The organism is Paenibacillus sp. 79R4 (genome assembly GCF_013393165.1).
Taxonomy (GTDB): Bacteria; Bacillota; Bacilli; order Paenibacillales; family Paenibacillaceae; genus Fontibacillus.
The window spans coordinates 15,094-37,834 of record NZ_QJOT01000004.1; the positions used below are offsets into that span (position 1 = coordinate 15,094).

Sequence of the window (22,741 nt, forward strand, 5' to 3'; positions counted from 1 at the left end):
GTTCACACTATGAACCGTGTAGAAACTATTCTAGAGCATAACCGCCACTTTGTTGCGAACAAGGACTATGAGTCTTATATCACTGACAAATATCCCGATAAGAAGCTGGCTATTGTTACCTGTATGGATACAAGACTGGTAGAACTGCTTCCGAAGGCCATGAATCTGAAAAACGGCGATGCAAAAATAATCAAAAATGCCGGAGCAATTATTTCGCAGCCTTTCGGTAGCGTTATGCGTAGTCTTATCGTAGCGATCTATGAGTTAAAAGCAGAGGAAGTGTTCATCGTCGGACACACCGGATGCGGGATGGCTGCCATAAACTCGGATAGAGTTATCGAAACGATGCGGGAACGCGGCATTTCCAACGAAGTCCTGGATACATTGGAGCATTCCGGAATCCGACTGAACAAATGGCTGCGTGGTGTGAATAACGAGAAGGAAGGCATCATTCATACGGTTGGCATTGTGAAAAATCACCCGCTCCTCCCGGCTAACCTTCCGGTTCACGGCCTGCTGATCGACTCTACAACCGGAGAATTGGAACTGATCATTAACGGGTATGAATAACTGCATGATATATCTGCAGATAAATAGATCATCTCGCAACTTAGAAAGGAAGGCAGTAAATCTATGACTTATCAGTTTGACGAACAATTCGAACGAAAAGGAACGCTCTCTTTAAAATGGGACCAAGCTGAGAGCTTGTTTGGCGACCCGGAGGTTCTTCCGCTTTGGGTAGCCGACATGGATTTCCGTTGTCCGCCGGCCGTCATCGAGACCGTTAAGCAGCGGGCTGAATTAGGGATGTATGGTTATACAATTCGAACGCAGGAGTATTTGGATGCTATAATGAGCTGGTTCAGCAGGCGCCATCAATGGCAGATCCGGCCTGAATGGCTGACGGATACGCCAGGAGTCGTTCCTGCGCTCGGGATTGCTATCCAGGTATTGTCCGAACCAGGTGATCAGGTGATTCTTCAATCACCAGTATATAATCCGTTCTACGATGTGATTCGCAAGAACGGTCGCCAGGTTGCCCTGAACCCTTTATTGCTTCGCAACGGCCGTTATGAGATGGATTATGAACAGCTTGAGGGTTTAATGCGTAACGGTGCCAAGCTATTGCTGCTCTGCAGTCCTCATAACCCGGGAGGCCGCGTATGGGATCGAGAGGAGCTGGAGCAATTGGGACGGCTGTGCGAGCAATATGATGTCCGCGTCATCTCCGATGAGATCCATTGTGATTTGATCCTGGCCGACAAGAGGCATATTCCGTTCGCAACGCTTTCGAAGGGCATCGCCGACCGTACTGTCACCTGTCTTGCACCATCGAAGACCTTCAATATGCCCGGCCTTCATTCCTCGTTTACTTGCATCTCAAATCCCGAGATTAAGCAGTTGTTTGATGCGCAGGTTCAGACGCTTGCTGTAGGCGGAGTCAGCTTCTTCGGGCCCCCGGCTACTATCGCTGCTTATAACGATAGTGAAGATTGGCTTGAAGCGCTGCTTCAATATGTACGTGGCAATATGGAATATGCGGTTTCGTTCATTAAGGAGCAGATCCCTATGCTGAATCCGATTGTATCGGAAGGAACTTATCTGCTATGGGTAGATTGCCGCAAGCTTGGGCTGAATCCCGATGCTCTGAAGCAATTGATGTATCAGGAAGCCAAGATCGCCTTCAACGAAGGCTCCATCTATGGCGAACAAGGAACAGGCTTCCTTCGTATTAACCTGGCCTGCCCTCGCGCTCTGCTCAGCAAAGCGCTGGATCAATTCAAAGCGGCCGTTGAGCGCGTATAATATTTCAGGGGACCCTATCCAGGGTCCCCTGTTATTTTGGCCTCCATTACAGATGAAGTCCTATAAATCATTCAGAAGACAATACTGCTGCAATGAGCTTCCGGGCAGCGGAATGGTCTTTACGATATGGTAATGATAATGCTCATACATCGGCAAGTTGCTCTCCGTCTGCGTCTCCAGCGAGCATATTGCCTTTTCCTCCTGACATTTCTCCAATAGAGGCCTCATGATTTGCGAGACATAACCTTGCCCCCGATACGGTTCCTGAACGGCTAACATATCCAGATGTAAATATTTATGCCCTCCCAGCATAGAGAGCCAGGATGAGTCCATTTGGCGAAGAATCAAGATGCCGCGTACGAAGCCGTGAAGCCCTATATAACGGCAGATCGGCAAGGATTTACTTATTGCCCTGGCAATTCCAAGCCAATAGCCCATTTTTGAACGCCATGTTCTCGGCTCCCGTTCCGAATGAAAGATCAGGGCTACCGCTTCATAGCGCTCCGAGGTTGTTACCAGGTCAGAATAGGGGTATAACATCTCGATATAATGCTTGAAAAATATGTTCAGCACCTGTAATCTTGACTTCTCGTCCGGCAAAATATGACGGTATAGCGGGTCATCCATCGCAAAAGCTTCGGCCATTACAGCGGCCGCTCTAGGAATGTCCCGCCGACCGACTTGATGTAATTTACTACAAATAGTTCCACCTCATTTAGTATAAATCCAAGTGTATCTAATCCCCATTATATCACTTCCTAATCAGCCAGGATCAGGAGCCCTTCATATTGGGAGATATATTTGCCGATTCAGTATAGCAACCGACCGGAGGACCTAGAATAACTGCCTCCTGAATCGGTGCTACCGCCTTCGCGTAATCCTCCTCATTAATGCAATAGGCACGCTGCATGACCTCCTTCGGAATACCGCGCAGGAAATCCGCCCCGTAAACAATATCCGGTGTTGGCTGATCGAATATCGTAAGCAAATGTACATGTTCACTTTCAGCAATAATCCAATGGAACCAGCCCTTAGGCAGCAGCGATATTTGTCCTGGCTTCAAATAATAGCACATCAATCTTCTGGTAAAAGGATTAAACACAGCCGTAATAACCTCGCCGGATATGACGAACACCATTTCATCGACATTTGTATGCCAGTGTGGTGTAATGATAATCCCCTTCGTCATATGAACATTGAAGAACCCTGTCTTAATCGCCGGAAGCTGCCTGCCGAACACCTGAGTTATATAATTTTGCGGATCTCGCTTATAGTTCAACACCTGATTCGAATCTGCCGCGAGCTGCAAATTAGGCTCCTGCAATAAGTCCACCATAATCTTGTTCCTCCTCATATAGGTATGCGTCTATTCAGCATATGCCCAGGGCAGGAGAATGACACTGGCAAAGCAGCGAAGCGGATCCGTCTTTTTACCGCGAAGATGAGCTTCAGTGTGACGGCAAGGTTTGACATATTCTTTTACCGGACACCATAATATAATTACTTATGCCATAAGGGAGCTTATTTAATATGCAGCGCATTCGAAGTCTCATCGATAGATTACATATAAAAAAATGGATCTCCACCCTGTATCAAATTAAAGCACTTCGGCTCATTCCTCCCATTGTTATCATCGGTCTCGTGTATTGGGAAGGCCAAAAAGAATTCCGTACGATTCATTGGGGTAAAACCTTGTACTATCTGCGCCATATTCACCCGGAGACCTTATTGTTTCTATTCTGCTTCTCCCTCATCGCAGTCTCCATCATGACCCTATATGACCTGTTAATCAGACGTCATTTCCAGCTTCCGCTAAGCCGCTGGCAGACGTTCAGATACGGATGGATTGCGAATACCTCCAGCAACCTGCTGGGCTTCGCCGGGCTTACCGGAGCAGGCATAAGGACCGCGCTGCTGCGCAGCCGCGGAACCTCGTACTCCACAATTGCCGCTGCCGTTGGTTTCCTATCCACCATTCCGTTTACCGGATTATCTTTGCTTGCCTGGTTCAATATTTCCGCGGTCTTTCCCGCTGGTCAAATTACAGAGGTCCATCACTGGCTCATCTACGCAGTATGGGGCTCCGCATTATATTTGCCGTTATTTGTCCTTCTACAGCGAACGACGCTGTTCTCTAAATGGTTCAATCGCGACCGCGGGCAGATGCAGTGGCGAACCATCGTCTCGGTAATTACCGTCTCCTTCATGGAATGGCTTTTCGCCGGGCTTACTTTCTGGTTCATTTGCAGAGCTTTTTTCCCGAATCTATCCTTTACTGCAATCTTTGGGATATATATAGTAGCAGCGATTGCCGGTATGATCAGTATGGCGCCCAGCGGGATTGGCGGCTTCGATCTGACGGCGCTGCTTGGACTTCAACTGCTCGGACATTCTCCGGAGAAAAGCGCAGTTGTCCTCATTTTGTTCAGAATTCTGTATTACATTCTGCCCTGGTTGATCGGCCTTATTATGGCGGCCTTTGAATTTTCAGGGGATCGCAAGAAAGGGGCTCCTCCGGGTGCATCTGCTGAGTTATCGCAAGCAAGACCTGCAAGGAAGTCATTGGACGAGAGCGTTGAGGCGGCAAATGTCGAAAATAAATGGCAGAAGCTGCGCCGTTGGCCAGGCCCTCTCGGTTTCATCGGGGAAGTTAGCGCCTGGTCATTAAGCAAGCTTGTGTTTGTCGCGGGGGCGCTGTTGATTCTATCAGCCGCTACCCCCGCCCTGCTCTACCGGTTCCACTACATTGAGAATATTCTGTCATTACCGATTATGCGTTTATCCCATCAGCTAAGCGTCGTCATCGGCATTATGCTGATCGTGCTGTCGCGGGGAATATCGCTGCGGGTCAAACGCGCCTATTCCTGGACATTCCTCCTGCTATGCAGCGGTGCTATTTTTACTTTGGCCAAGGGATTTGATTATGAAGAGGCCATCATTCTACTGGTCATCGCACTTTTGCTCTGGATGTCAAGACAGCAATTCTACAGATTATCGGTTCCTCTCCGAAAATATCATATTATCGGTTGGATGATCATTACGACATGTATTGCTGGAGTATATTACTTCATCGGGGCCAGTACACGTCCTTTTCTGAAGAAGCCTTTTCATTTTCACGTTGGCGAGCATGCGCCAAAGCTGCTAGGATCCAGCGCATTCATTCTCTCGGCCGTGAGCGGACTGCTTCTTGCCTGGCTTCTGCTGACCCTCTATTACTTGCTTCGTCCAAAACAGCTGAATATGCCTGGCATTAGTCATGCAGATCGCACTAAACTATGCGATTTCCTGGAGCACTATCCCGGCAATATGCTTACTCATATGTTATTTACCGGAGATAAGAGCTTCTTCTGGGCAATGGACCATCAAGTGTTGATCCCTTATGCAAAGATTCACAACAAGCTCGTTGTACTGGGGGATCCGCTGGGACCTAAGGAAATGGTTAGCGAAGCGATCCAGCAATTCCAGAGCTATGCCGATCAATATGCATTAGAGAGCGTGCTCTATCAGACGACTGCTGACTATCTGCCGCTCTATCATGAGAATGGGTACCGTTTCTTCAAGCTGGGTGAAGAAGCGCTGGTAGACTTGAGCAGCTTTACCTTGAGCGGAAAGCGTAATGCAGCTCTCAGAGCGGTGCACAACCGCTTCGAACGAGAGGGCTTCCGGTTTGAGATTGCACCTCCGCCCCATCCGGAGAAGCTGATGCAGAGGCTGAAATATATTTCAGATCAATGGCTTCGAGGAAAAAAAGAAAAAGGCTTCTCCATCGGCTGGTTCGATGAAAATTACTTGCAGCTCGCGCCCCTTGCTCTGATTAGCGATCAAGAAGGCCAGGTAATCGCCTTCGCTTCCATCGCTCCTGTCTATGACCATGACGTTACTTTGTCCGTAGACCTCATGCGCCATCTTCCAGAAGTGCCAAATGGAACGATGGATCAGCTGTTCCTCGGTCTGTTCGAATTCGCCAGGGAGCAAGGTTATGCCCGCTTTAATCTTGGAATGGCTCCGTTAGCCAGTGTAGGTAAAAGTCAGGCAGCGATGCGGGAAGAGAAGCTCGCGCATATTCTGTTCGAGCATGGTGAGAGCCTTTATGGATTTACCGGCCTCAGGAACTATAAAGAGAAATTTGCGCCAAGATGGGAGCCCCGATATCTGGCATATCCGACGAACGTCTCTCTGCCGGTGCTGCTGCTCGAACTAGTCAGCTTGGTGTCACGCAAGCCGTATAAACAGCAGAGCAAAACCAAACAGACCATCAAACAGATATGAAACCTAAAGCGCCAGAGGCCAAATGAAGGCCGCTGTCCGGGATATTCCGGCAGCGGCCTTCATTTGGCCAATTACATAAATACATCTGTAATCTCGATATTCCGTTCCGTCGATAAATCGTAAAACTTCTGCTCCGATTGCACTAACGGCCGGAAGATGTCCGAAGGATTCGTCCATACAATGGTTGCGGTATCATCGTTGCTGAGCCGTACCTTCTTCCCGATAAAGTTAGGCATCAGATTGCGGGTCAGCACTTGAACTGCCCGTTCATTTAATACACCAAAACCAAGTTCATATATTTTGCGAAGCACGGTCAATAACGCAAGCTTGTTGCCGTTGTCATCCGGAGCGGTCATATCAACATATGCATTCGCTACCGCCACGATTTGAGCGTACGGATGAATTTGATCCCTGTACAATCCATGCGGATGGCCGGAGCCATCCTCCCGCTCATGATGCTGCAAGGCCACCAAGGCAATCATTTCATCGGTCATCGAATCCCGGATAATGTCGTAGCCATATCTCGTATGTTTTCGAAGCTCCACCTTCTCCTCATCGCTCAAAGGATGGGATTGATTGCGAATTTCCTGCGGTACTTTGCTCTTGCCAATATCATGCAAATACCCCGCTTTACTAACCGCTATACACTCTTGCTTGGAATAACCCAACCAATAGGCGATGTAATAAGACAAGAGTCCTACTTGTAAGGAATGATTATAAATGTTGACGTCATCCTGCCCGAAATAAATCAGCAGGGACACAACATCCTTCTTCTCATCTATGACCTCAAGCATGGGCTGAAGCTTGTCATCCACCATCGATTGATTGAATTTCCCGGTAGTCAACGCCTCCAGGAAGATCGACTGGTATCCCTTGATCGTGAGCTCGAAGTTCTCATGCAATCGGCTGGAGAATCCCCTGCGATCAAGCCCGAATAAAGCGCTTGAATCAACCCGCGGCTCGATGTCGATATAGTCGATGCTCTGCCTGTACAGAAGAGCAATTTCTTCCTTATGTATGCTCGTTCCCTTTGGTAATACGTGAAGCCCGGCACGGGTAAACAAATCCGATTGCAACCGGTCCCCATCCTTGAGATCAGTAATATGCATTTTCATAAAATACTCAGCCTCCTCTCGACTTAGGCCTTCTTCATCTGACGAATCTATGACGTATAGGTGTATGTAACTGTATCACAATAATCGCGGCACTTCGCACTATTAATATCGAATAAAAAGCGCTTTCTCTAAATAGTACTTAAGATTCATTTGCATAAAACCCAGTCCAATCGCTAATCTTAACAAACATAATTTGGGTTGGAAAGGAGATGTTGTCATGTCACCCTGGGGTCGAAAGAAACGGATACAGGAACAAAATAATCATGTAGCGCCAGCAAAAACCGGACAACCTCCACAGACGGAATGGCCCGAGTTGGAAACAGACAGCCCTAGTCTAAAGACACGGCTTCATTGGTTCAAGCAGCGCTTCAACAATTGCTCCGACATCATTTTTCGGGAATTTACCCTGACATCCGGTGAGAACTGCGCGATTATTTATTTTAGCGGAATGATAGACCAGGATTCGCTCCAGCGCTTTATCCTGCAAGATTTGCAGACGGAGGCTTCGGAATCCGCAAATATATATAAAGCTCTGTTTCAGCGCAAATCTTTGTCTGTGTCGAACTATACGATTACCTCTGATCTCAATGAATGCCTGACCCATATTCTGAGCTCCTGCGCTACCCTTATCATCGATGGCGACAAGCGTATGATCAATTTTGAGGTGGCCTCTTACCCGACGCGCTCTATTGAAGAGACCCCGAACGAATCCATAATTCGCGGCTCGCGGGAATCCTTCATTGAAGATTTGCCAACGAATTTGACGTTATTGCGAAGGCTCTTGAAGACACCTGACCTAAAAACCGAAAGCATTGTCGTAGGCAGAAAAACCCAGACCCCATTGGTTCTTGCTTATATAGAGGGAATCTGTAAGCCGGAGCTTATTGCCGAAATGAAGCGCAGGTTATCCTATATTCAAATCGATGGCATCATAGGTTCTTACTACATTGAGGAGTTCATCAAAGACAATCCTTACTCTCCATTCCCTCAGGTTGAATACACAGAGAGGCCGGATATCGTTATCGCATCTCTGCTGGAAGGACGAGCCGCGATTATGCTTAACGGAACTCCTGTATGTCTGCTCGCCCCGGTTACTCTGTACATGCTGATGCAATCGCCGGATGATTATAATATGTGGTTTATCGCCGGCTCCTTTATTCGGTTGATCCGCTATCTCTTCTTGCTTATTTCTTTGCTGCTGCCGTCTATCTATATCGCGGTTACGACATTCCACCCGCAGATGATTCCGTTTCCGCTGCTGATTACAATCGCTTCCGCGCGTGAGATTGTACCTTTTCCGGTCGTCTATGAAGCGTTCATTATGGAGATCACCTTCGAGGCATTGCGGGAGGCATCGATCCGTATTCCTAAATCAATCGGGCAAGCGGTGTCCATCATCGGGGCGCTCGTCATCGGAACGGCGGCCGTTCAGGCCGGGATCATATCGGCAACTATGGTAATCGTAGTATCGGTGACCGGAATTGCTTCTTTTATTATCCCGCATTACGATCTTGGTTTATCCGTCAGGCTGCTCCGCTTTCCGATCATCATTCTGGCATCTATGTTTGGGCTTTACGGAATTGCCTGCGCCTTGATCTTCATCTACATTCACTTAGTTAAAATGAAGTCATTCGGGGTGCCCTATTTATCTCCATTAACACCGTTGATTAAGGAGGATATGGGCGATACGTTCATACGACTGCCTTGGACGTTCATGCGTACCCGGCCGTCAATCACTTCCAATAATCGGCATAGAATTGCCAAGAATGCGCGCGGATGGTCCGAACCAAAGGGTGAAAATGAATGAAAAAGTGGCAGACTAGGCTATTCACTACAATATTTTTGCTAGTGTTGGTCCCCCTGTTGAGTGGATGCTGGTCATCTGTAGAATTAAATAATCGGGCCTTTCCAACCATGATGACCATCGATCGATTAGAAGACGGTGATCTGGAAATCTCTCTTGGCTTCCCCCTTCCCAATCGAATGATTCCAAACCAGACTGGGGGCTCCAACAATGGTGGCGGTGAACCGTTCACTTTCATCTCCAAAAAAGGCAAGGAGATTGGCCCCATATTGCGGGATATTCAACTGGATGCTTCGCGGGATATCTTCTTCGGCCAAACGCGCGTGATTGTCGTCGGCAGCCGTCTCGCCAGAGAAGGTCTGGACATGGTTATTGACCTGGTAAGCAGACAGCCCAATTTTCATATTAGCGCCAATTTATTCGTCACTGAGGAAAATGTAGAGGAGATAAAAAAAGCTCCGACCACATCGGAACGATTTATCTCAACGGTTCTCACCAAGTTTATTGACGACCGGCTGACCCTGAATACAACCATCAAGGATTTCTTGATGGCCAAGTATAAGACCGGAGATATTCTGATTCCAAGAATTGGCTTCGAGAAGCTGCCCACCAGCGAGGTGGTTACTTCGGGGAAAAATCTCTGGGCCAGCTCGGAAGGGGCCGTCATTATATCCAATGGAAAAATGGTCGCTGAGCGGCATTTATCAAATGAGGAGCTTCGAGGCGCTTTATGGATTACTTCGCAAGTCGATTCTGCCATATCGGTCATCAAGTCACCTACAGACAAGCAGGAAATTACATTTAAAATCAACAATATCAATACGAAAATTAAACCTACGCTCAAAAACAATCAAGTGGTCTTTAAGGTAAATAGCAAAGGCACCGCATATATCTTCTCTTCCAACTCAAATATTGACGTCAAAAATGCGGAAATGATGATCAAACTGCGGGAAACCTTAAACAAAGATATAGAATCCTTGATGCATCAAACCTTTAAAGCAACAAAACAGGTAAAATGCGATGCCTTCCGGCTTAGCGACTATCTGGACTGGCGTTATCCCCAAGTATGGAACCAAATCAAGGATCAATGGGATGACTATTATGCAGATCGAGTGAAGATCGAAGTTGACGTAGACATCGCGCTAAACCTTACCGGAACCTTCTACCGCTCGGCAGGACGAACTGAGAAAAATTAAAATTCGGAGGAAGAACATGGTCTGGATCGGACTTGCCTTTGTTCTGATCATGCTCTTTGACGGGCATAATCAGCATAAATTGAAAATGAGCCGGAGGAAGAAGCTGACCAGTCAAGCGGTCACAATGATCCTTCTGATCCTGATCGAGATTCAATACGTATTTAGGGAAAAGTACAACTTGCTGCTGTTCATCGAGTTCATCGCAAATCACATTTTCACGGGATCTGCGGGCAAATAATTGTGGGAGGCTGTGAAAATGAAAAAAATTACTTCCTTGCAGATTTTTACAATGTATAGCATGTCCATGTTTACCACTTTCACAGCCTTTCTTGAGAATCCCTTAGCTTCGTCCAGTAAATATTCTGCCCTGCTCGCTTCGCTGTTAGGGGCTTTTCTAGCCTGGCTGCTGATCTACCCAGGTCTGAAAGTAAGCCAGTCAAGACCGGATGAATTTGTAGTGGAATACGGTCACGAGCTGGTTGGCAAAATACCGCATACATTTTTTATGATCATGGTTATATTGGTGAATATTATACTTGGTGCCGGCACCATCAGACAGATGTCCGATTTTCTGCTCACCGAATATCTCATCGGGACACCGGCCTGGGCTGTTCTGCTAATCTTCTGCCTGGCTGTAGCTTACGCCGTCTATTCAGGATTGTTGACGATATTTCGGGCAGCGCAAGGGATTTTTCTGTTCAGCGCCCTGTCCTATTTCATTATTCCGTTCCTCGCTCTCCGCGAGCTCAACAAAGGGATGCTGCCTGCCTTCTTTACGCATATTACCCCTGCCGAATTAGGAAACGGCATTTATTTAAACGTCGGACTGTTCGGCGAAATTTCTTTTCTGTTTCTGTTAATGCCCTATTTGAAAGCTCCCCAAAAAGCATATAGGACCATATTTGCGGCCATTTTGTTCGCCGTAGTGATTAATATACTTCATATGTTCCTTGTCTTGTCCGCCTTCGGACCTGAGATCACGGCAAACCTGTCCTATCCCGATCTGGAATTAACCGCCTTTATTCAGACGGGATCATTCCTGCAGACAGGGGACCCGATTCTTATCATTCTCTGGCTGACAAGCCTGTTTGTTAAAATATGCTTCATTATCTTCATCACCTCTATTTGCATCTCGCAGGTCACCAAGGTTAAGGATCATCGCATATTCACCTTGTCTACAACCGCGTTCATCCTGATACTATCCATGATTATGTCGCGGACACAGACCGAATTGCATGACTTCCTGTCAATGCGATTGCCGGGAGTAATGATCGCAGGCGAAATACTCATTCCTATCATCTATTGGATCGCCTATCTGATCCGCAGCCACGCCTCCAGGCGAAAACAGCAGCAATCATAAAATGCCGCCCCAACAGGGGCGGCATTTATTCAATATTATTTATTGGTTAACGACTGAATATCAATAAACGGTGTTGCCCCGCCTGTTACAGATGGAAGCTTCCCATCCCATTTCTCCAGCGCCTTCTCCTGAACCTCGATCTGCTTCAACTGGATGAGCTCCGGCGTAACTTCCTGCTTCTTCAACTTAAGGGACTCCGCCTCGGCCTGGGCCTGGGCAATCTTCTGCTTGGCCTCGATCTCGACCCGCTTCAGATCATTGCTGGCTTTAAGTGCCTGTTGCTGAGCTACCTGCTTCGCTTCAATTGACTGATTGAAAGCATCGGAAAATTTAAAGTCCACGATGTTGATCTCATTGACGATAAGATCGTACTTGGCAAGCCGGGCTGTCAGCAGCTCGCTAATCTCTCCGGCTACGACATCGCGCCTGGCAATCAGATCCTCGGCCTGATATCTTGCGGTCACCTCTTTGACGATCTCCTGTACGGCCGGGTTGATAATGATCGTATCGAAGGACCCTCCAATATTGTTCATTAGATTGTAGGCCGACTCTTTATTTACTGAATAGTTAACGGCAACATGGGTTGACACCGGCTGCAAATCCTTCGAGGAGGCTGTCGTATCCGTCTCTGCCTTGGTCACCTGGGTATTCACCTGAATGACCGACTGAATGAACGGAATCTTGAAGTGAATCCCTGGGGATAACACGTCGCTATTCAATTTCCCAAATGTCTTATACAATCCAACATGCCCGTATTCAATCTGTGTGAAGCTGCCCATTGCAATAATTCCAACAATAATGACCGTAATAATAAGACCTGTTAATCCTCGCAGCTTGACTGGCTTCTTCGCTCCCGGGTTTGTTCCCATCTCCATATGGATCCCTCCGTTTAATTTGCTATTCTGTAGAGGTTGCTCAAAAAGTTCACCCCAGCCTCATCCAATGGAAGCATTTTTGATAAAATGCACCTCAGTAGCCTAAGCTTCGGTACTGGCAACGGGCCTTTTTGATCATACATTACTAATAGTACGTTGCACCCTGAAAAAAGTAGCAAAATGGATAACAGAGTTTATTTCCGCGATAGCCAGGCCCGTCCTTGATTCCAATTCAGATCAACCGGCATCTCGAAGAAGTCGGATAGTCGATCGCTATTCAATACTTCCTGTGTCTTGCCCTGGGCAAATACCTCGCCGCGCCGAATCAATAAGGAATGGGAGAAGATCGGCAAAATCTCCTCTGTGTGGTGTGTCACATAAATCATGCTTGGGGCTTCAGCTTGCTTCGCCAGTTCACTGATGCTGTCCAGCAACCCTTCCTTCGATATGAAATCAAGGCCGTTCGCCGCTTCATCAAGAATAAGCAGACGCGGTGCCGCCATTAAGGCTCTGGCAATCAGCAGCTTCTGCTTCTCTCCTTGCGAACAGGTCTGGTAGGTACGGTCCAGCAAATGTCCGCAGCGCAATTGCTCCATCAGGGACGCAGCTTTCTCAAAATCCGCCTCCGTCGGCTTCTCATAAAGACCAATCGAGGCAAATTTACCGCTCACAACGAGATTTTGCGCTTTCTCATTCCCATGCAGCCGCTCTTGCAGCGAAGAGCTGACCCAGCCGATGGATTTGCGCAATTCTCTTAAATCTACCTCGCCAAATTTATGGCCGAGTACGCTGATCTGCCCGCTCGTCGGCCAGATATAACCACAGAGCAAATTAAGCAGAGTGGTCTTGCCTGAGCCATTGAGGCCAAATAGAGCCCAGTGCTCTCCTTCTTGTACGGTCCAATCGATTTGCCGCAGCACCGTCTTTCCTTCACGCCGCCAGCTGACATCCTTCATCGTTACAACATTCTTCTCCATAGCTCTCCCCTGCCTTCCTCCGTTTTTTGTATAATAATCCCAAGCTACTCTGCTGAAATGAATTTGTCAAGAATTTGATGTATTTAGAGGGGGAATAAATCGCACTTTCTGTGACATTGCCAATCCACGCTTCCTTATACTAGAATACTAGCAAAGGATGGTAGATATATGTTGAGAGTAAATATAGATGAATTGCAAAAGCTGCAGACGATCTGTGAACAACATGATCAGATCAGCCTTAAGCTGAATTGGGATATGCTGCTTAACCCGGCGGAAGACAATCGCCTCCACCTCACAGAATACATGGATGGTCGACTCATCGCCTTCTTAGGCAAGTATATTATCGGTGGAAGTATGGAGATTTGCGGGATGGTACATCCCGATTTCCGGAGATTAGGGATTTTTACAAGATTACTTCAAGATGGAATTACTAGAGAAGATACAGTAAGGTACTCTTCCATCTTGCTTAATACGCCAGCGGCTTCTGTCTCAGGCCAAGCTTTCCTGAATAGGGTCAGCTGCCGTTATTCCTTCACTGAATACCAGATGCAATATGCCTCGGCAGAGAATAAACTCGGCAATGTGCGTCCGGGCATATCGCTCCGTACTGCCACGCCGGAGGATGCGGAATTGCTCAGTCAGCTCGACACGGATGGCTTCCAGGATGACTATGAACAGACGCTGCAGGATTATATCCGGCTGAGCCCACAGGACATGGCCGATAATGAATTGATCCTTGCGGATGGCCATATCGTCGGTAAAATCCGCATCTCCAGGCTGGAGGATCGAAGCTGGATCTATGGCTTTGTTATTCACTCCCGCTATAGAGGCAAAGGGATTGGACAAGCGGTGTTGCAGCAGGTTATCACTCGGGAGATGGCCGCCGGACACACCATATGGCTGGATGTCGCCATAGAAAACCCGGCTGCCATGAAGCTTTATGAGACAGCCGGTTTTCAACTGCGCGCTGCGCAGGACTATTTTACTTATAAGAGGTAGTTCCAACAATTTCCCTTTGATCACAAAGTCATTATCGATAGGCTGGCTTCTTAAACCTACACTATTAAGCTTGGATAGCGCCGAATTGCGCCTGATGCAGGCGGCTGTAATGGCCGCCTGCCGTCACCAGCTCCTGGTGACGTCCCTGCTCTGATATGCCCTCTTCCGTTACAACAACGATACGATCGGCATTCTTGATCGTTGCCAGTCGATGCGCAATCACCAGCGTTGTCCTTCCTTCCGATAATTCAGCAAGAGATTGCTGAATCGCCAGCTCCGTCTCTGTATCCAGTGCCGAGGTAGCCTCGTCAAGAATCAGAATTGGCGGATTCTTCAGGAACATGCGGGCGATAGCTAGACGCTGCTTCTGTCCGCCAGAGAGCTTGACACCACGCTCCCCAATCACGGTATTCATCCCCTCAGGCTGCGCTTCGATAAAGCCCTCAAGCTGGGCGCGGCGCGCCGCGGTCCATATCTCTTCATCGCTGGCTCCCAGCTTCCCGTAAGCAATATTCTCGCGAATACTGCCTGAGAATAAGTATACGTCCTGCTGGACAATCCCGATGTTGCGGCGCAATGAGGAGAGGGTAACATCCCGGATGTCTGTGCCATCAATTGTAATCCGGCCCTCATCCACCTCGTAGAACCGCGGCAGCAGGCTGCACAAAGTGGTCTTACCGGCACCGGAAGGGCCAACAAAGGCGATGGTCTCCCCAGCGTGGATGTTCAGACTAATATTATTTAATACCCTATCCTTGCCGTCGTAACCAAAGCTTACATTTTGGAAGGCGATATCTCCCTTTAACTGGCCCGCTTCCGATGCGTCCGCTCTGTCCGCTACATCTGGCTCGGTATTCATGATCTCCATATAGCGCTTGAATCCGGCTATCCCTTTTGGATAACTCTCAATGATCGCATTGATCTTCTCGATCGGTCGAACGAAGACGTTGGCCAGAAGCAGGAAGCCGACGAATTCCCCATAGGACAGCTCGCCGCGAATAACGAACCAGGTCCCGCAAATCATGACGAATAAAGAGACTAGCCGCATTAGCATATAGTTGACGGAGAAGCTGCCGGCCATAATCTTATAGGCGCGCAGCTTCGTGCGGCGATAGAGTCCGTTGTTCTCGGCGAACAGCTTATTCTCATGTTGTTCATTGGCAAAAGCTTGAACGACACGAATGCCGCCAATGTTCTCCTCCACCCGGGAGTTGAAATCTGCCAGTGCCCCGAACAGCCCGCGATAGGTTTTCGTCATTTGACGATTGAAATGCAGCGCAGCCCAGACGAGAACGGGCACCACCAAGAAGGTCAATACAGCCAGCTTCCAATTAATCGACAGCATCAGCAAAAATGAACCAACCAAGGTCATACCGGCGATAAATACATCCTCTGGTCCGTGATGAGCGACCTCCCCGATATTGTCGAGATCATTCGACAAGCGGGACATTAAGTGACCGGTCTTATGATTGTCATAAAATTTGAAGCTTAGCTTCTGTAAGTGCTCGAACATGTTCTTGCGCATATCCGTCTCGATGTTAACCCCTAGCATATGTCCCCAATAAGTAACAATATAGTTCAACACCGTGTTCAAAATATATATTCCAAGCAGCGCGGCACAGGCCATCGCGATTAGCGACCAGTCCTTGCCAGGAAGCAGCTTGTCCACGAATTGGTTAACTGCAATCGGGAATCCCAGCTCCAGCAGCCCTGCCACGACTGCGCAAGTGAAGTCTAACAGGAATAAATTCCGGTAAGGACGATAATATGAAAAAAAATCTCGAAGCATTTCGACGTTCTCTCCAATCTGTCATGCAGAAAGCATTTTTGTGTAAAGATTATCATAGTTATTCGTCTTTTCACAGTCCTAAGTCAGTTATAATTATTTTTGGTTCGGTCAAGATTCGTCAATCAGTAGCATGGAGACCCTATAATAAGGTACAATAACTACCGAATGAATCGTCCCGGAGGCTGCTCGTGATCGGGAATTCAATGAACTACCTTGTCTTGGAAGGAAGGATTATAGTAAATGTACGTTTCTAATGAATGGAATGACTATGAAGTTATCGATACAGGAAATGGAGAGAAGCTGGAGCGTTGGGGCGACGTAATTTTGCGCCGTCCGGACCCGCAAATTATCTGGCCGATCGCTAACGAGGATAAGGCATGGCGGGATGTGCACGGACACTATCACCGCAGTTCTTCCGGCGGGGGCAGCTGGGAGATGAAGAAGCCGATTCCTGAACGCTGGACGATCTCTTTTGATCCGCTCAAATTTTATATTAAACCGACCAGCTTCAAGCATACGGGGCTCTTCCCGGAGCAAGCGGCTAACTGGCGCTGGATGATGGACAAGATCTCCAATGCAAAGCGCCCGATTAATGTACTTAACCTGTTCGCTTACACCGGCGGCGCTTCCGTCGCTTGTGCGTCCGCCGGCGCTTCTGTTGTACATGTTGATGCGGCAAAAGGAATGGTGCAGTGGGCCAAGGAGAACCTTGCTCTCTCCGGACTCGGCGATCGTCCTGTCCGTTTTATTACGGACGATGTATTCAAGTTCGTACAACGCGAGCAGCGGCGCGGCAATCGCTATGATGCGATCATCATGGACCCCCCTTCCTACGGCAGGGGACCATCGGGGGAGACGTGGAAGCTGGAACAAAGCCTGTATCCGTTCGTGGAATCCTGCTTGTCGATCCTGTCGGATAAACCGTTGTTCTTCCTGATCAATTCCTATACCACGGGAATTTCGCCAACAGTACTGAACAACATTCTAACGATGACTGTAAAGCAGCGGTACGGCGGACGAATCTCTGCTGGCGAGCTGGGTCTCCCGATTACGAAATCCGGCATGAATCTGCCTTGCGGTATTCTCGGCCGCTGGGAGGAATAATGATGGTTCCTGCAGTGTCCTGGACGACGGGACATCCGGCAATGAAAATTTTGTATGAGGACAACCATCTGCTCGGCATTGAGAAGCCCGTGAACATTCCGACCCAAGAGGATGCCAGCGGAGATCCTGACCTGTTAAATCTGCTGAAGGCGGATATTAAGGAAAGATTCAATAAGCCCGGAAATGTATATCTGGGCCTTGTCCACCGCCTGGACCGTCCGGTTGGCGGAGCCATGATCTTTGCGAAGACGTCCAAGGCAGCCTCGCGCCTCTCCGATGCTGTGCGTACCCGGAGATTCGCTAAATCCTATGTGGCCGTCGTTCATGGACGGCCACCGCAGCAGCATGGACGCCTGATTGACACACTGCTGAAGGGGGAGCGGACCAATACGGTATCTGTCGTGGCCAAGGGGACGCCTGGCAGCAAGGAAGCCATTCTTGATTATCAGGTGCTTAGCGTCTCGGTTGAGCACGAACTGTCGTTGGTACAAATCGAGCTGCACACCGGGCGTCCGCACCAAATCCGCGTGCAGTTGAACCAGCTTGGCTGCCCGTTATACGGCGATCAGAAATATGGAGCACATATCAACAAGCCCGGCCAGCAAATTGCGCTCTGGTCGCTGTACGTTGGTTTCCCCCATCCGATCACCAAAGAGCCGGTCGACCTTGTCTCTTCTCCCCCTTCCCAATTTCCATGGAATTTGTGGGATTCTCGGATGTATTCGCAGATTGCGGAGAACTTGGTCTCGAGCACCCATCTGTGAATGGGCCTTCGTCTCGTGCAAACAAGCCATCCACACCTCTCCTACGGCTAGCCGGGTTGGCCCGGATATGAACGAATGCGGACATCAGCCGTTTCTAAAGATGAATAAAGACGCTTCAGACCCATGAAATTAGCGGGCGAAGCGTCTTTTTATACCTATTCATTGCCTCGTTGAGCATAAATTTGCCGATCAAACTGCACTATTGTATGTTCCCTTCCCCATTCATGGTTTTTTTTTGCAGCTTCTCTTTGATCCGCAGCGCTTTATTCAAATGCAGAAAAAGATGGCGGGTCGCAGGCATCAGAATTAATCCGCCTAGCCTTTTGCTCCCCCAATAATCAAGCAGCCATGATTCTCCCTGCTTAACAGCCCCATGATCACCCAGCTTCTTAATTCGGGTCGGGTCAACCTTCTGATTAAACTGTCCAGGCAGCATTGAGGCGACGATCTCACGAGTCCTGCGCCCTACTTCGAACCGATATGCCAGCAAAGCGGAGTAATTTATATTCAAGCTTAGATCAGCGACCTCTTCCTCTGTCATCCCGTTCCCCGTATGAATATAATTCACCTGCAGCTTATCCTTCCAATCCCCAATCTCGAAAATCTGATTCTCATCGTTCAGAAGAACATTCATTGTCATATCCTCGATTCTGGTGATATGCCATAAATGCCAGGCAATGGAGTTCTTCGTACCCGGCACTTTCACAGGATACGTGCGAAAGACATGCTCCGCCATCTGATCCAATAAATGATCCTCCAGCGTCGTAACGCCCGAAGGACTCATTGGCGAGGAATGCAATAAAGCGTGCTGATTCAGAAAAAGCTCAATTGCCTGCGCATGCTTGTCCACCGCAAAGATCAGGCCAGTTAATTGCTTGTGATTCTCGTTCCAACGCTTCCTTTGTTCCAGATTCATATGCAATCCACCTTTTAACCCCTTATAAGAGATATTTCTCACAAGCTTAGCTAGAAATTCGGCTAAGAAACTGAAGGATCGAATCATTCACGAGCACCGGCTTCTCTCGAACTGTGTGTGGCCTATGGCTGCAGTCCGGGCAAACGAAATACTGCGACCTTGGAACGAGCGAGCTTAACTTCCGCAGTTTCTCTTCTCCTGCAAAAGGATCATGCTCACCGGAAATGAATAAGGCTGGGCAGCAAATCCCACTTAATTGATCCTCCGTCAACTGGGGGTAGTAACGCCATTCATTGGCCGATTGGCGCATAAATTCCTGCCAATTTCCGCGATGCGCTTCTTCATGTCTTTCAAGCATTTGCCCGATCAGTTCTTGCTGTCCGTGCCGGGCCAGCCACTCCGGCTCAAACTCCTCGACGCCGGCGGGTTCGGCAAAGCCGCTTGTTCCGATCGTAACGATGGAAGCAACTCGCTCCGGGTGCTCAACCGCACAATACAGAGCTACATTCGCTCCCAAGCTGTAGCCAATCAGATGGGCCTTAGGCAGATGAAGCACATCCATGAAGTGAATGATATCCTCAGCCAATCGGGGAGAATTCCAGTCCATCCTCTCGCAACGTGTTCGACCATGCCCCCTAAAGTCGGGGTAATAACAAGTGTAACTCTTTTGAAAATCGAGCAGTTGGCTGGCAAAAGCCAATATCCCCCTTGAATAGCTGCTATGTAAAAAAATGATTGGTTCTCCTGTACCCAGCTGCTCATAAAACATGTGCAAATCCTGAACCTGTACGTGCGGCATACGCGCTAACCTCCGGCACTTGTGTAATCAAGAGAAATCCCCGTTTCTTGAGACTATCCTTCCTTTATCGGAACAAATACATCGACTTTTCCCGGCCATTCCGGGTCGGCAAATCGATATATTTCCAAAGCCAGCGCTCTTGGATGATGTTCGATTCGGCTGTCTTTGATGTAGGCATGGAGTACTTCATAAGGATCGGTATCCGATCTCGTTGTCACATAATTACGCGCTGGAATCGTGAATCCGATCATCCCTTCCGGGATATTTTCAAGCGCACTAACTTCCATACAGTAGAAATAAGTAAACAATACCTCTGAGGCGAAGTGTGGACATACGTATTCTTCAGGATGAACTACCTCTCTAATCTCATGCCTGCGCTCAAGGAACTGACGTTTTGCCTCCTCGATCCGGTTAGGATCATGGAATGAAAAGCTGGAAGTGACGGGGAAGCCGACGAATTTCTTCTCTTCCAAATGCACCGTTTTAATTGGGTTTGCACTCATCATACGCTCCTCCTGAAAAATAATTATTTTAAGCCCTGTACTGATTAATAAGCTCAATCAATTGGGCTCTTTTATAGACGACAAACTTGAATTCACTGCCATAGCGATTGATGATTTTGATGCCATTAGGTACCAGACCGATCGTGTTGCGCTTCTTGACTCCAACAATGTCGGCCATATTAATCTCAACAGGCTCTGTCTGAATGTTGATCATATGCGGAGTGAACAGCAGTCTTTCATTGGTAATGGTTAATCTCCCCCCGACCGCTTCAACACTTCTAAATAAATTGGCCGGTATTCGTTCTTTCACTATATATTCCGACGACCTTAATTCCATATTTCCACGCACCCCTGCATTATTTTCATACCGATCCATCCTGTTGTGCAATTCGACCTTGCACTTTCTGATTACAATACTATTTTCAGTTATATCATGCATTCCATATTTTGAGAATCACCCTATTATAATGAAATCAACTTATTTCATCTGACATATCCGCATGAGCTGTAAAACATAAAAAAGAACCGCCGAAGCGGTCCCTTTCCCATTTCATTTTGTTCCTTCTAAGGCTCTACTCCCCACACCAACGTGCCATTCTGATACAAGGTGACCTTATTCCAATCCGCAAAGGCTGTTTTGGTTGGATCAAAGGAATAGTCATTCGTCTCATCGAAGTTCGACCAGTCCGACTTGGCCATTCGCAGCTGAATTTCTCCCGTCTGGCCTCCTGCCTGAATTGAGCCTGCTGCTGATGTAAAGCTGAGCTCAACATAAGCATCGTTAAAGGTCCGCTGGATGTTAGCGACTCCAATGGATGCCCAATCGATCCAGGACTGCATACTCTGTGAACCATCCTTCGAGAAATAATAACGAAGCTTGAGATCACTTAGGTTTACAGCAGTCGTTCCATTGTTCTTAATATTGAAGAATGGCTTAATCTGATTGTCTGTTGCGTTAATATCGCCAGCCCGGTATTGAACTACCAGATTGCCGGTAGGAGTGGACCCTCTCCCTCCCGCTGGCGTAGCAGAGACTGCAGCTGAATTGGCACTTTCACCTGCGGAATTTACAGCGCTAACTGCATAGTAATACACGGTTCCATTCGTTAGCCCCTGATCGGTATAGGACGTGCCTGCGACTCCCGTTGCCACAGTCGTGTAGGGGCCACCGCTCGTCGCTGCTCTCTTCACATGATAAGTGCTCGCTCCAGCCGAAGCCGACCAGCTGAGACTCACCTTCGCATCACCTGCCGTAACCGTCAATCCGGTTGGAGCAGCAGGCACATTCGTTCCCCCGCCTCCGCCACTCAGCGGCTGCATGATCTTATCCAGCATCGTCTGCTTCGGTGCGTTCCACGTAGTCCAGTCGTCCTGCAGGAGCCCCCCCGTATCCCCGGAATTCGGGTTCAAGCACCAATAAGTCCAGTAAAGATTGTTCGCTCCAATATAATCTACCAGCTTGTTCTGCCATTTGCCCTCGACACTGGTCAGATCAACACCGCGACCGCCAAATTCACCGACGATGACCGGAGCGATGTTCTGTTTGCTGATATATCCCCAGTACGCATCCCAAATCCCCGGCATATTATTTGGGAATGACGGATCTGAGAACCAGGTCTGATTGGACACGCCCGGACCATAATCATGGGCGGAATAGACAAGTTGATTCGGGACATTAAGTCTGACCGGATAGTTGGCAACTCCCTTGAGATTGCCTCCCCACCAGTAGCCGTCACTAAAGCCCTGCACATTCTTCTCGATTCCTTCTACAATGATAAGCCAGTTCGGATTCACGGACAAAATTGCATTGCCCGCACGCTCTGCGGCAAGTCTCCAATCTGTGGATTGGTTTCCGGTCCCCCAGCTGGCCGTGCCGTGCGGCTCATTGTGCAGATCCGCTCCGATAACGGTGTCATTTCCATTGTAACGAGTGGCCAGCATCTTCCAATCATCGATCCAGCGTTGTTCCGAATAGGCGGAAGTGTACCAAAGCTCGGATTGTCCGCCGGAATCAGGGCGATGACGATCCAGGAATATTTTCATGCCCCGGGCGCCCGCTTTGTCAACCAGCTTATCCATGATCTGGATCGGAGTCAGACCATTGAGGTCCGGATTCTTCGCATAATCAATTCCGTTCGCCGCTGAACCGGCATCAAACATCTGGTTGCTGTATGGGAGACGGATCAAATTGTAGCCGTGAGACTTCATCTGATCGAGTACATCATCCATAGATCTGGTCCACAAGCCATGGGGCGAATAGTTTGCTGTCTCGAATCCAAACCAGTTAATCCCGTTGAACACGGCAGGCTTTCCAGCGGAATCGACGATCTTATTCCCGGATGTATGGTAATAATTAGCGGCTGCCTTGGCCTGCTGGGTTCCCGCACCTGCGGCGCCTAGTCCCACGGCTCCGATCACGAGCGAACCGATCAAGAGAGTTTTAGCCAATATTTTGAACACTCATT

The 22,741-nt window shown here is 48.4% G+C and carries 21 protein-coding genes; 10 read left to right on the top strand and 11 right to left on the bottom strand.

Features of this window, described 5'->3' with window-relative positions; all coding sequences use genetic code 11:
- The first annotated feature begins 9 nt into the window (after nt 1-9).
- Together DMN77_RS05960 and DMN77_RS05965 are read left to right on the top strand one after the other, a co-directional pair.
- Complete coding sequence (locus DMN77_RS05960) at nt 10-570, top strand: beta-class carbonic anhydrase (RefSeq protein ID WP_068781604.1); 561 nt, start codon at nt 10-12, stop codon at nt 568-570.
- A gap of 63 nt (nt 571-633) precedes the next feature.
- Nucleotides 634-1,806: a MalY/PatB family protein gene (locus DMN77_RS05965; protein ID WP_179014008.1), complete on the top strand. Its 1,173-nt coding sequence runs from the start codon at nt 634-636 to the stop codon at nt 1,804-1,806.
- Nucleotides 1,807-1,866: 60 nt separating this feature from the next.
- Here DMN77_RS05965 and DMN77_RS05970 read toward each other — a convergent pair whose 3' ends face one another.
- Both DMN77_RS05970 and DMN77_RS05975 read right to left on the bottom strand, forming a co-directional pair.
- Nucleotides 1,867-2,451 carry a GNAT family N-acetyltransferase gene (locus DMN77_RS05970; protein ID WP_229521059.1) on the bottom strand — a complete coding sequence of 195 codons (585 nt, stop codon included), beginning with the start codon at nt 2,449-2,451 and terminating at the stop codon, nt 1,867-1,869.
- 127 nt (nt 2,452-2,578) lie between these two features.
- Nucleotides 2,579-3,142 (bottom strand): cupin domain-containing protein, encoded by a 564-nt coding sequence (locus tag DMN77_RS05975; RefSeq protein WP_068781606.1) that lies wholly within the window; start codon nt 3,140-3,142, stop codon nt 2,579-2,581.
- Between the two features lie 194 nt (nt 3,143-3,336).
- Here DMN77_RS05975 and mprF point away from each other — a divergent pair, with 194 nt between their 5' ends.
- Complete coding sequence (gene mprF, locus DMN77_RS05980; protein WP_179014010.1) at nt 3,337-6,075, top strand: bifunctional lysylphosphatidylglycerol flippase/synthetase MprF; 2,739 nt, start codon at nt 3,337-3,339, stop codon at nt 6,073-6,075.
- Nucleotides 6,076-6,146: 71 nt separating this feature from the next.
- Here mprF and DMN77_RS05985 read toward each other — a convergent pair whose 3' ends face one another.
- On the bottom strand, nt 6,147-7,190 hold the full coding sequence (locus DMN77_RS05985; RefSeq protein ID WP_068781608.1) for an HD-GYP domain-containing protein: 1,044 nt from the start codon (nt 7,188-7,190) through the stop codon (nt 6,147-6,149).
- Between the two features lie 217 nt (nt 7,191-7,407).
- On the opposite strand from DMN77_RS05985, the gene DMN77_RS05990 reads away from it, so the two are divergent.
- From DMN77_RS05990 to DMN77_RS06005, 4 genes are read left to right on the top strand one after another with little or no spacing between them, the layout of a single operon-like run.
- On the top strand, nt 7,408-8,997 hold the full coding sequence (locus DMN77_RS05990) for a spore germination protein (protein WP_179014012.1): 1,590 nt from the start codon (nt 7,408-7,410) through the stop codon (nt 8,995-8,997).
- Complete coding sequence (locus DMN77_RS05995; RefSeq protein ID WP_082790145.1) at nt 8,994-10,190, top strand: Ger(x)C family spore germination protein; 1,197 nt, start codon at nt 8,994-8,996, stop codon at nt 10,188-10,190. The genes DMN77_RS05990 and DMN77_RS05995 overlap by 4 nt, the downstream gene beginning before the upstream one ends.
- A gap of 16 nt (nt 10,191-10,206) precedes the next feature.
- Nucleotides 10,207-10,428: a hypothetical protein gene (locus DMN77_RS06000; RefSeq protein WP_068781611.1), complete on the top strand. Its 222-nt coding sequence runs from the start codon at nt 10,207-10,209 to the stop codon at nt 10,426-10,428.
- Between the two features lie 18 nt (nt 10,429-10,446).
- Nucleotides 10,447-11,550 (top strand): GerAB/ArcD/ProY family transporter, encoded by a 1,104-nt coding sequence (locus DMN77_RS06005; protein WP_068781612.1) that lies wholly within the window; start codon nt 10,447-10,449, stop codon nt 11,548-11,550.
- 35 nt (nt 11,551-11,585) lie between these two features.
- Here DMN77_RS06005 and DMN77_RS06010 read toward each other — a convergent pair whose 3' ends face one another.
- Nucleotides 11,586-12,419, bottom strand: a complete 834-nt coding sequence (locus DMN77_RS06010) for a prohibitin family protein (protein WP_256872286.1) — start codon at nt 12,417-12,419, stop codon at nt 11,586-11,588.
- A gap of 200 nt (nt 12,420-12,619) precedes the next feature.
- Complete coding sequence (locus DMN77_RS06015) at nt 12,620-13,402, bottom strand: ABC transporter ATP-binding protein (protein WP_068781614.1); 783 nt, start codon at nt 13,400-13,402, stop codon at nt 12,620-12,622.
- Between the two features lie 168 nt (nt 13,403-13,570).
- Here DMN77_RS06015 and DMN77_RS06020 point away from each other — a divergent pair, with 168 nt between their 5' ends.
- A complete protein-coding gene (locus tag DMN77_RS06020) occupies nt 13,571-14,401 on the top strand; it encodes a GNAT family N-acetyltransferase (protein WP_068781615.1) in 831 nt (276 codons plus the stop codon).
- Between the two features lie 64 nt (nt 14,402-14,465).
- On the opposite strand, the gene DMN77_RS06025 is transcribed toward DMN77_RS06020, so the two are convergent.
- Nucleotides 14,466-16,190: an ABC transporter ATP-binding protein gene (locus DMN77_RS06025; RefSeq protein WP_068781616.1), complete on the bottom strand. Its 1,725-nt coding sequence runs from the start codon at nt 16,188-16,190 to the stop codon at nt 14,466-14,468.
- Nucleotides 16,191-16,430: 240 nt separating this feature from the next.
- Between DMN77_RS06025 and DMN77_RS06030 the strand changes: the two genes are divergently transcribed.
- Entirely contained in the window at nt 16,431-17,294 is an 864-nt protein-coding gene (locus tag DMN77_RS06030) for a class I SAM-dependent methyltransferase (RefSeq protein ID WP_068781617.1), read from the top strand.
- The gene (locus DMN77_RS06035; RefSeq protein WP_372775465.1) at nt 17,294-18,058 is read left to right on the top strand and encodes an RluA family pseudouridine synthase; all 765 of its coding nucleotides are present in this window, start codon (nt 17,294-17,296) and stop codon (nt 18,056-18,058) included. Before DMN77_RS06030 ends, DMN77_RS06035 begins: the two co-directional genes overlap by 1 nt.
- A gap of 199 nt (nt 18,059-18,257) precedes the next feature.
- On the opposite strand, the gene DMN77_RS06040 is transcribed toward DMN77_RS06035, so the two are convergent.
- The 5 genes from DMN77_RS06040 to DMN77_RS06060 form a co-directional block, all read right to left on the bottom strand.
- On the bottom strand, nt 18,258-18,974 hold the full coding sequence (locus DMN77_RS06040) for a DinB family protein (protein WP_179014016.1): 717 nt from the start codon (nt 18,972-18,974) through the stop codon (nt 18,258-18,260).
- Nucleotides 18,975-19,020: 46 nt separating this feature from the next.
- Entirely contained in the window at nt 19,021-19,773 is a 753-nt protein-coding gene (locus tag DMN77_RS06045; protein WP_179014017.1) for an alpha/beta fold hydrolase, read from the bottom strand.
- Between the two features lie 53 nt (nt 19,774-19,826).
- Complete coding sequence (locus tag DMN77_RS06050; protein ID WP_068781620.1) at nt 19,827-20,279, bottom strand: GyrI-like domain-containing protein; 453 nt, start codon at nt 20,277-20,279, stop codon at nt 19,827-19,829.
- Nucleotides 20,280-20,304: 25 nt separating this feature from the next.
- Nucleotides 20,305-20,613, bottom strand: coding sequence for a GRAM domain-containing protein (locus DMN77_RS06055; protein WP_179014019.1), 309 nt, complete (start codon nt 20,611-20,613; stop codon nt 20,305-20,307).
- Nucleotides 20,614-20,840: 227 nt separating this feature from the next.
- A complete protein-coding gene (locus tag DMN77_RS06060; protein ID WP_218652878.1) occupies nt 20,841-22,724 on the bottom strand; it encodes a cellulase family glycosylhydrolase in 1,884 nt (627 codons plus the stop codon).
- Nucleotides 22,725-22,741: the final 17 nt, after the last annotated feature.

Coding starts and splice junctions, on each gene's coding strand:
- DMN77_RS05960 (WP_068781604.1), top strand. CDS start 10: ATGAACCGTGTAGAAACTATTCTAGAGCATAACCGCCACTTTGTTGCG.
- DMN77_RS05965 (WP_179014008.1), top strand. CDS start 634: ATGACTTATCAGTTTGACGAACAATTCGAACGAAAAGGAACGCTCTCT.
- DMN77_RS05970 (WP_229521059.1), bottom strand. CDS start 2,451: ATGGCCGAAGCTTTTGCGATGGATGACCCGCTATACCGTCATATTTTG.
- DMN77_RS05975 (WP_068781606.1), bottom strand. CDS start 3,142: ATGGTGGACTTATTGCAGGAGCCTAATTTGCAGCTCGCGGCAGATTCG.
- mprF (WP_179014010.1), top strand. CDS start 3,337: ATGCAGCGCATTCGAAGTCTCATCGATAGATTACATATAAAAAAATGG.
- DMN77_RS05985 (WP_068781608.1), bottom strand. CDS start 7,190: ATGAAAATGCATATTACTGATCTCAAGGATGGGGACCGGTTGCAATCG.
- DMN77_RS05990 (WP_179014012.1), top strand. CDS start 7,408: ATGTCACCCTGGGGTCGAAAGAAACGGATACAGGAACAAAATAATCAT.
- DMN77_RS05995 (WP_082790145.1), top strand. CDS start 8,994: ATGAAAAAGTGGCAGACTAGGCTATTCACTACAATATTTTTGCTAGTG.
- DMN77_RS06000 (WP_068781611.1), top strand. CDS start 10,207: ATGGTCTGGATCGGACTTGCCTTTGTTCTGATCATGCTCTTTGACGGG.
- DMN77_RS06005 (WP_068781612.1), top strand. CDS start 10,447: ATGAAAAAAATTACTTCCTTGCAGATTTTTACAATGTATAGCATGTCC.
- DMN77_RS06010 (WP_256872286.1), bottom strand. CDS start 12,419: ATGGGAACAAACCCGGGAGCGAAGAAGCCAGTCAAGCTGCGAGGATTA.
- DMN77_RS06015 (WP_068781614.1), bottom strand. CDS start 13,402: ATGGAGAAGAATGTTGTAACGATGAAGGATGTCAGCTGGCGGCGTGAA.
- DMN77_RS06020 (WP_068781615.1), top strand. CDS start 13,571: ATGTTGAGAGTAAATATAGATGAATTGCAAAAGCTGCAGACGATCTGT.
- DMN77_RS06025 (WP_068781616.1), bottom strand. CDS start 16,190: ATGCTTCGAGATTTTTTTTCATATTATCGTCCTTACCGGAATTTATTC.
- DMN77_RS06030 (WP_068781617.1), top strand. CDS start 16,431: ATGTACGTTTCTAATGAATGGAATGACTATGAAGTTATCGATACAGGA.
- DMN77_RS06035 (WP_372775465.1), top strand. CDS start 17,294: ATGATGGTTCCTGCAGTGTCCTGGACGACGGGACATCCGGCAATGAAA.
- DMN77_RS06040 (WP_179014016.1), bottom strand. CDS start 18,974: ATGAATCTGGAACAAAGGAAGCGTTGGAACGAGAATCACAAGCAATTA.
- DMN77_RS06045 (WP_179014017.1), bottom strand. CDS start 19,773: ATGCCGCACGTACAGGTTCAGGATTTGCACATGTTTTATGAGCAGCTG.
- DMN77_RS06050 (WP_068781620.1), bottom strand. CDS start 20,279: ATGATGAGTGCAAACCCAATTAAAACGGTGCATTTGGAAGAGAAGAAA.
- DMN77_RS06055 (WP_179014019.1), bottom strand. CDS start 20,613: ATGGAATTAAGGTCGTCGGAATATATAGTGAAAGAACGAATACCGGCC.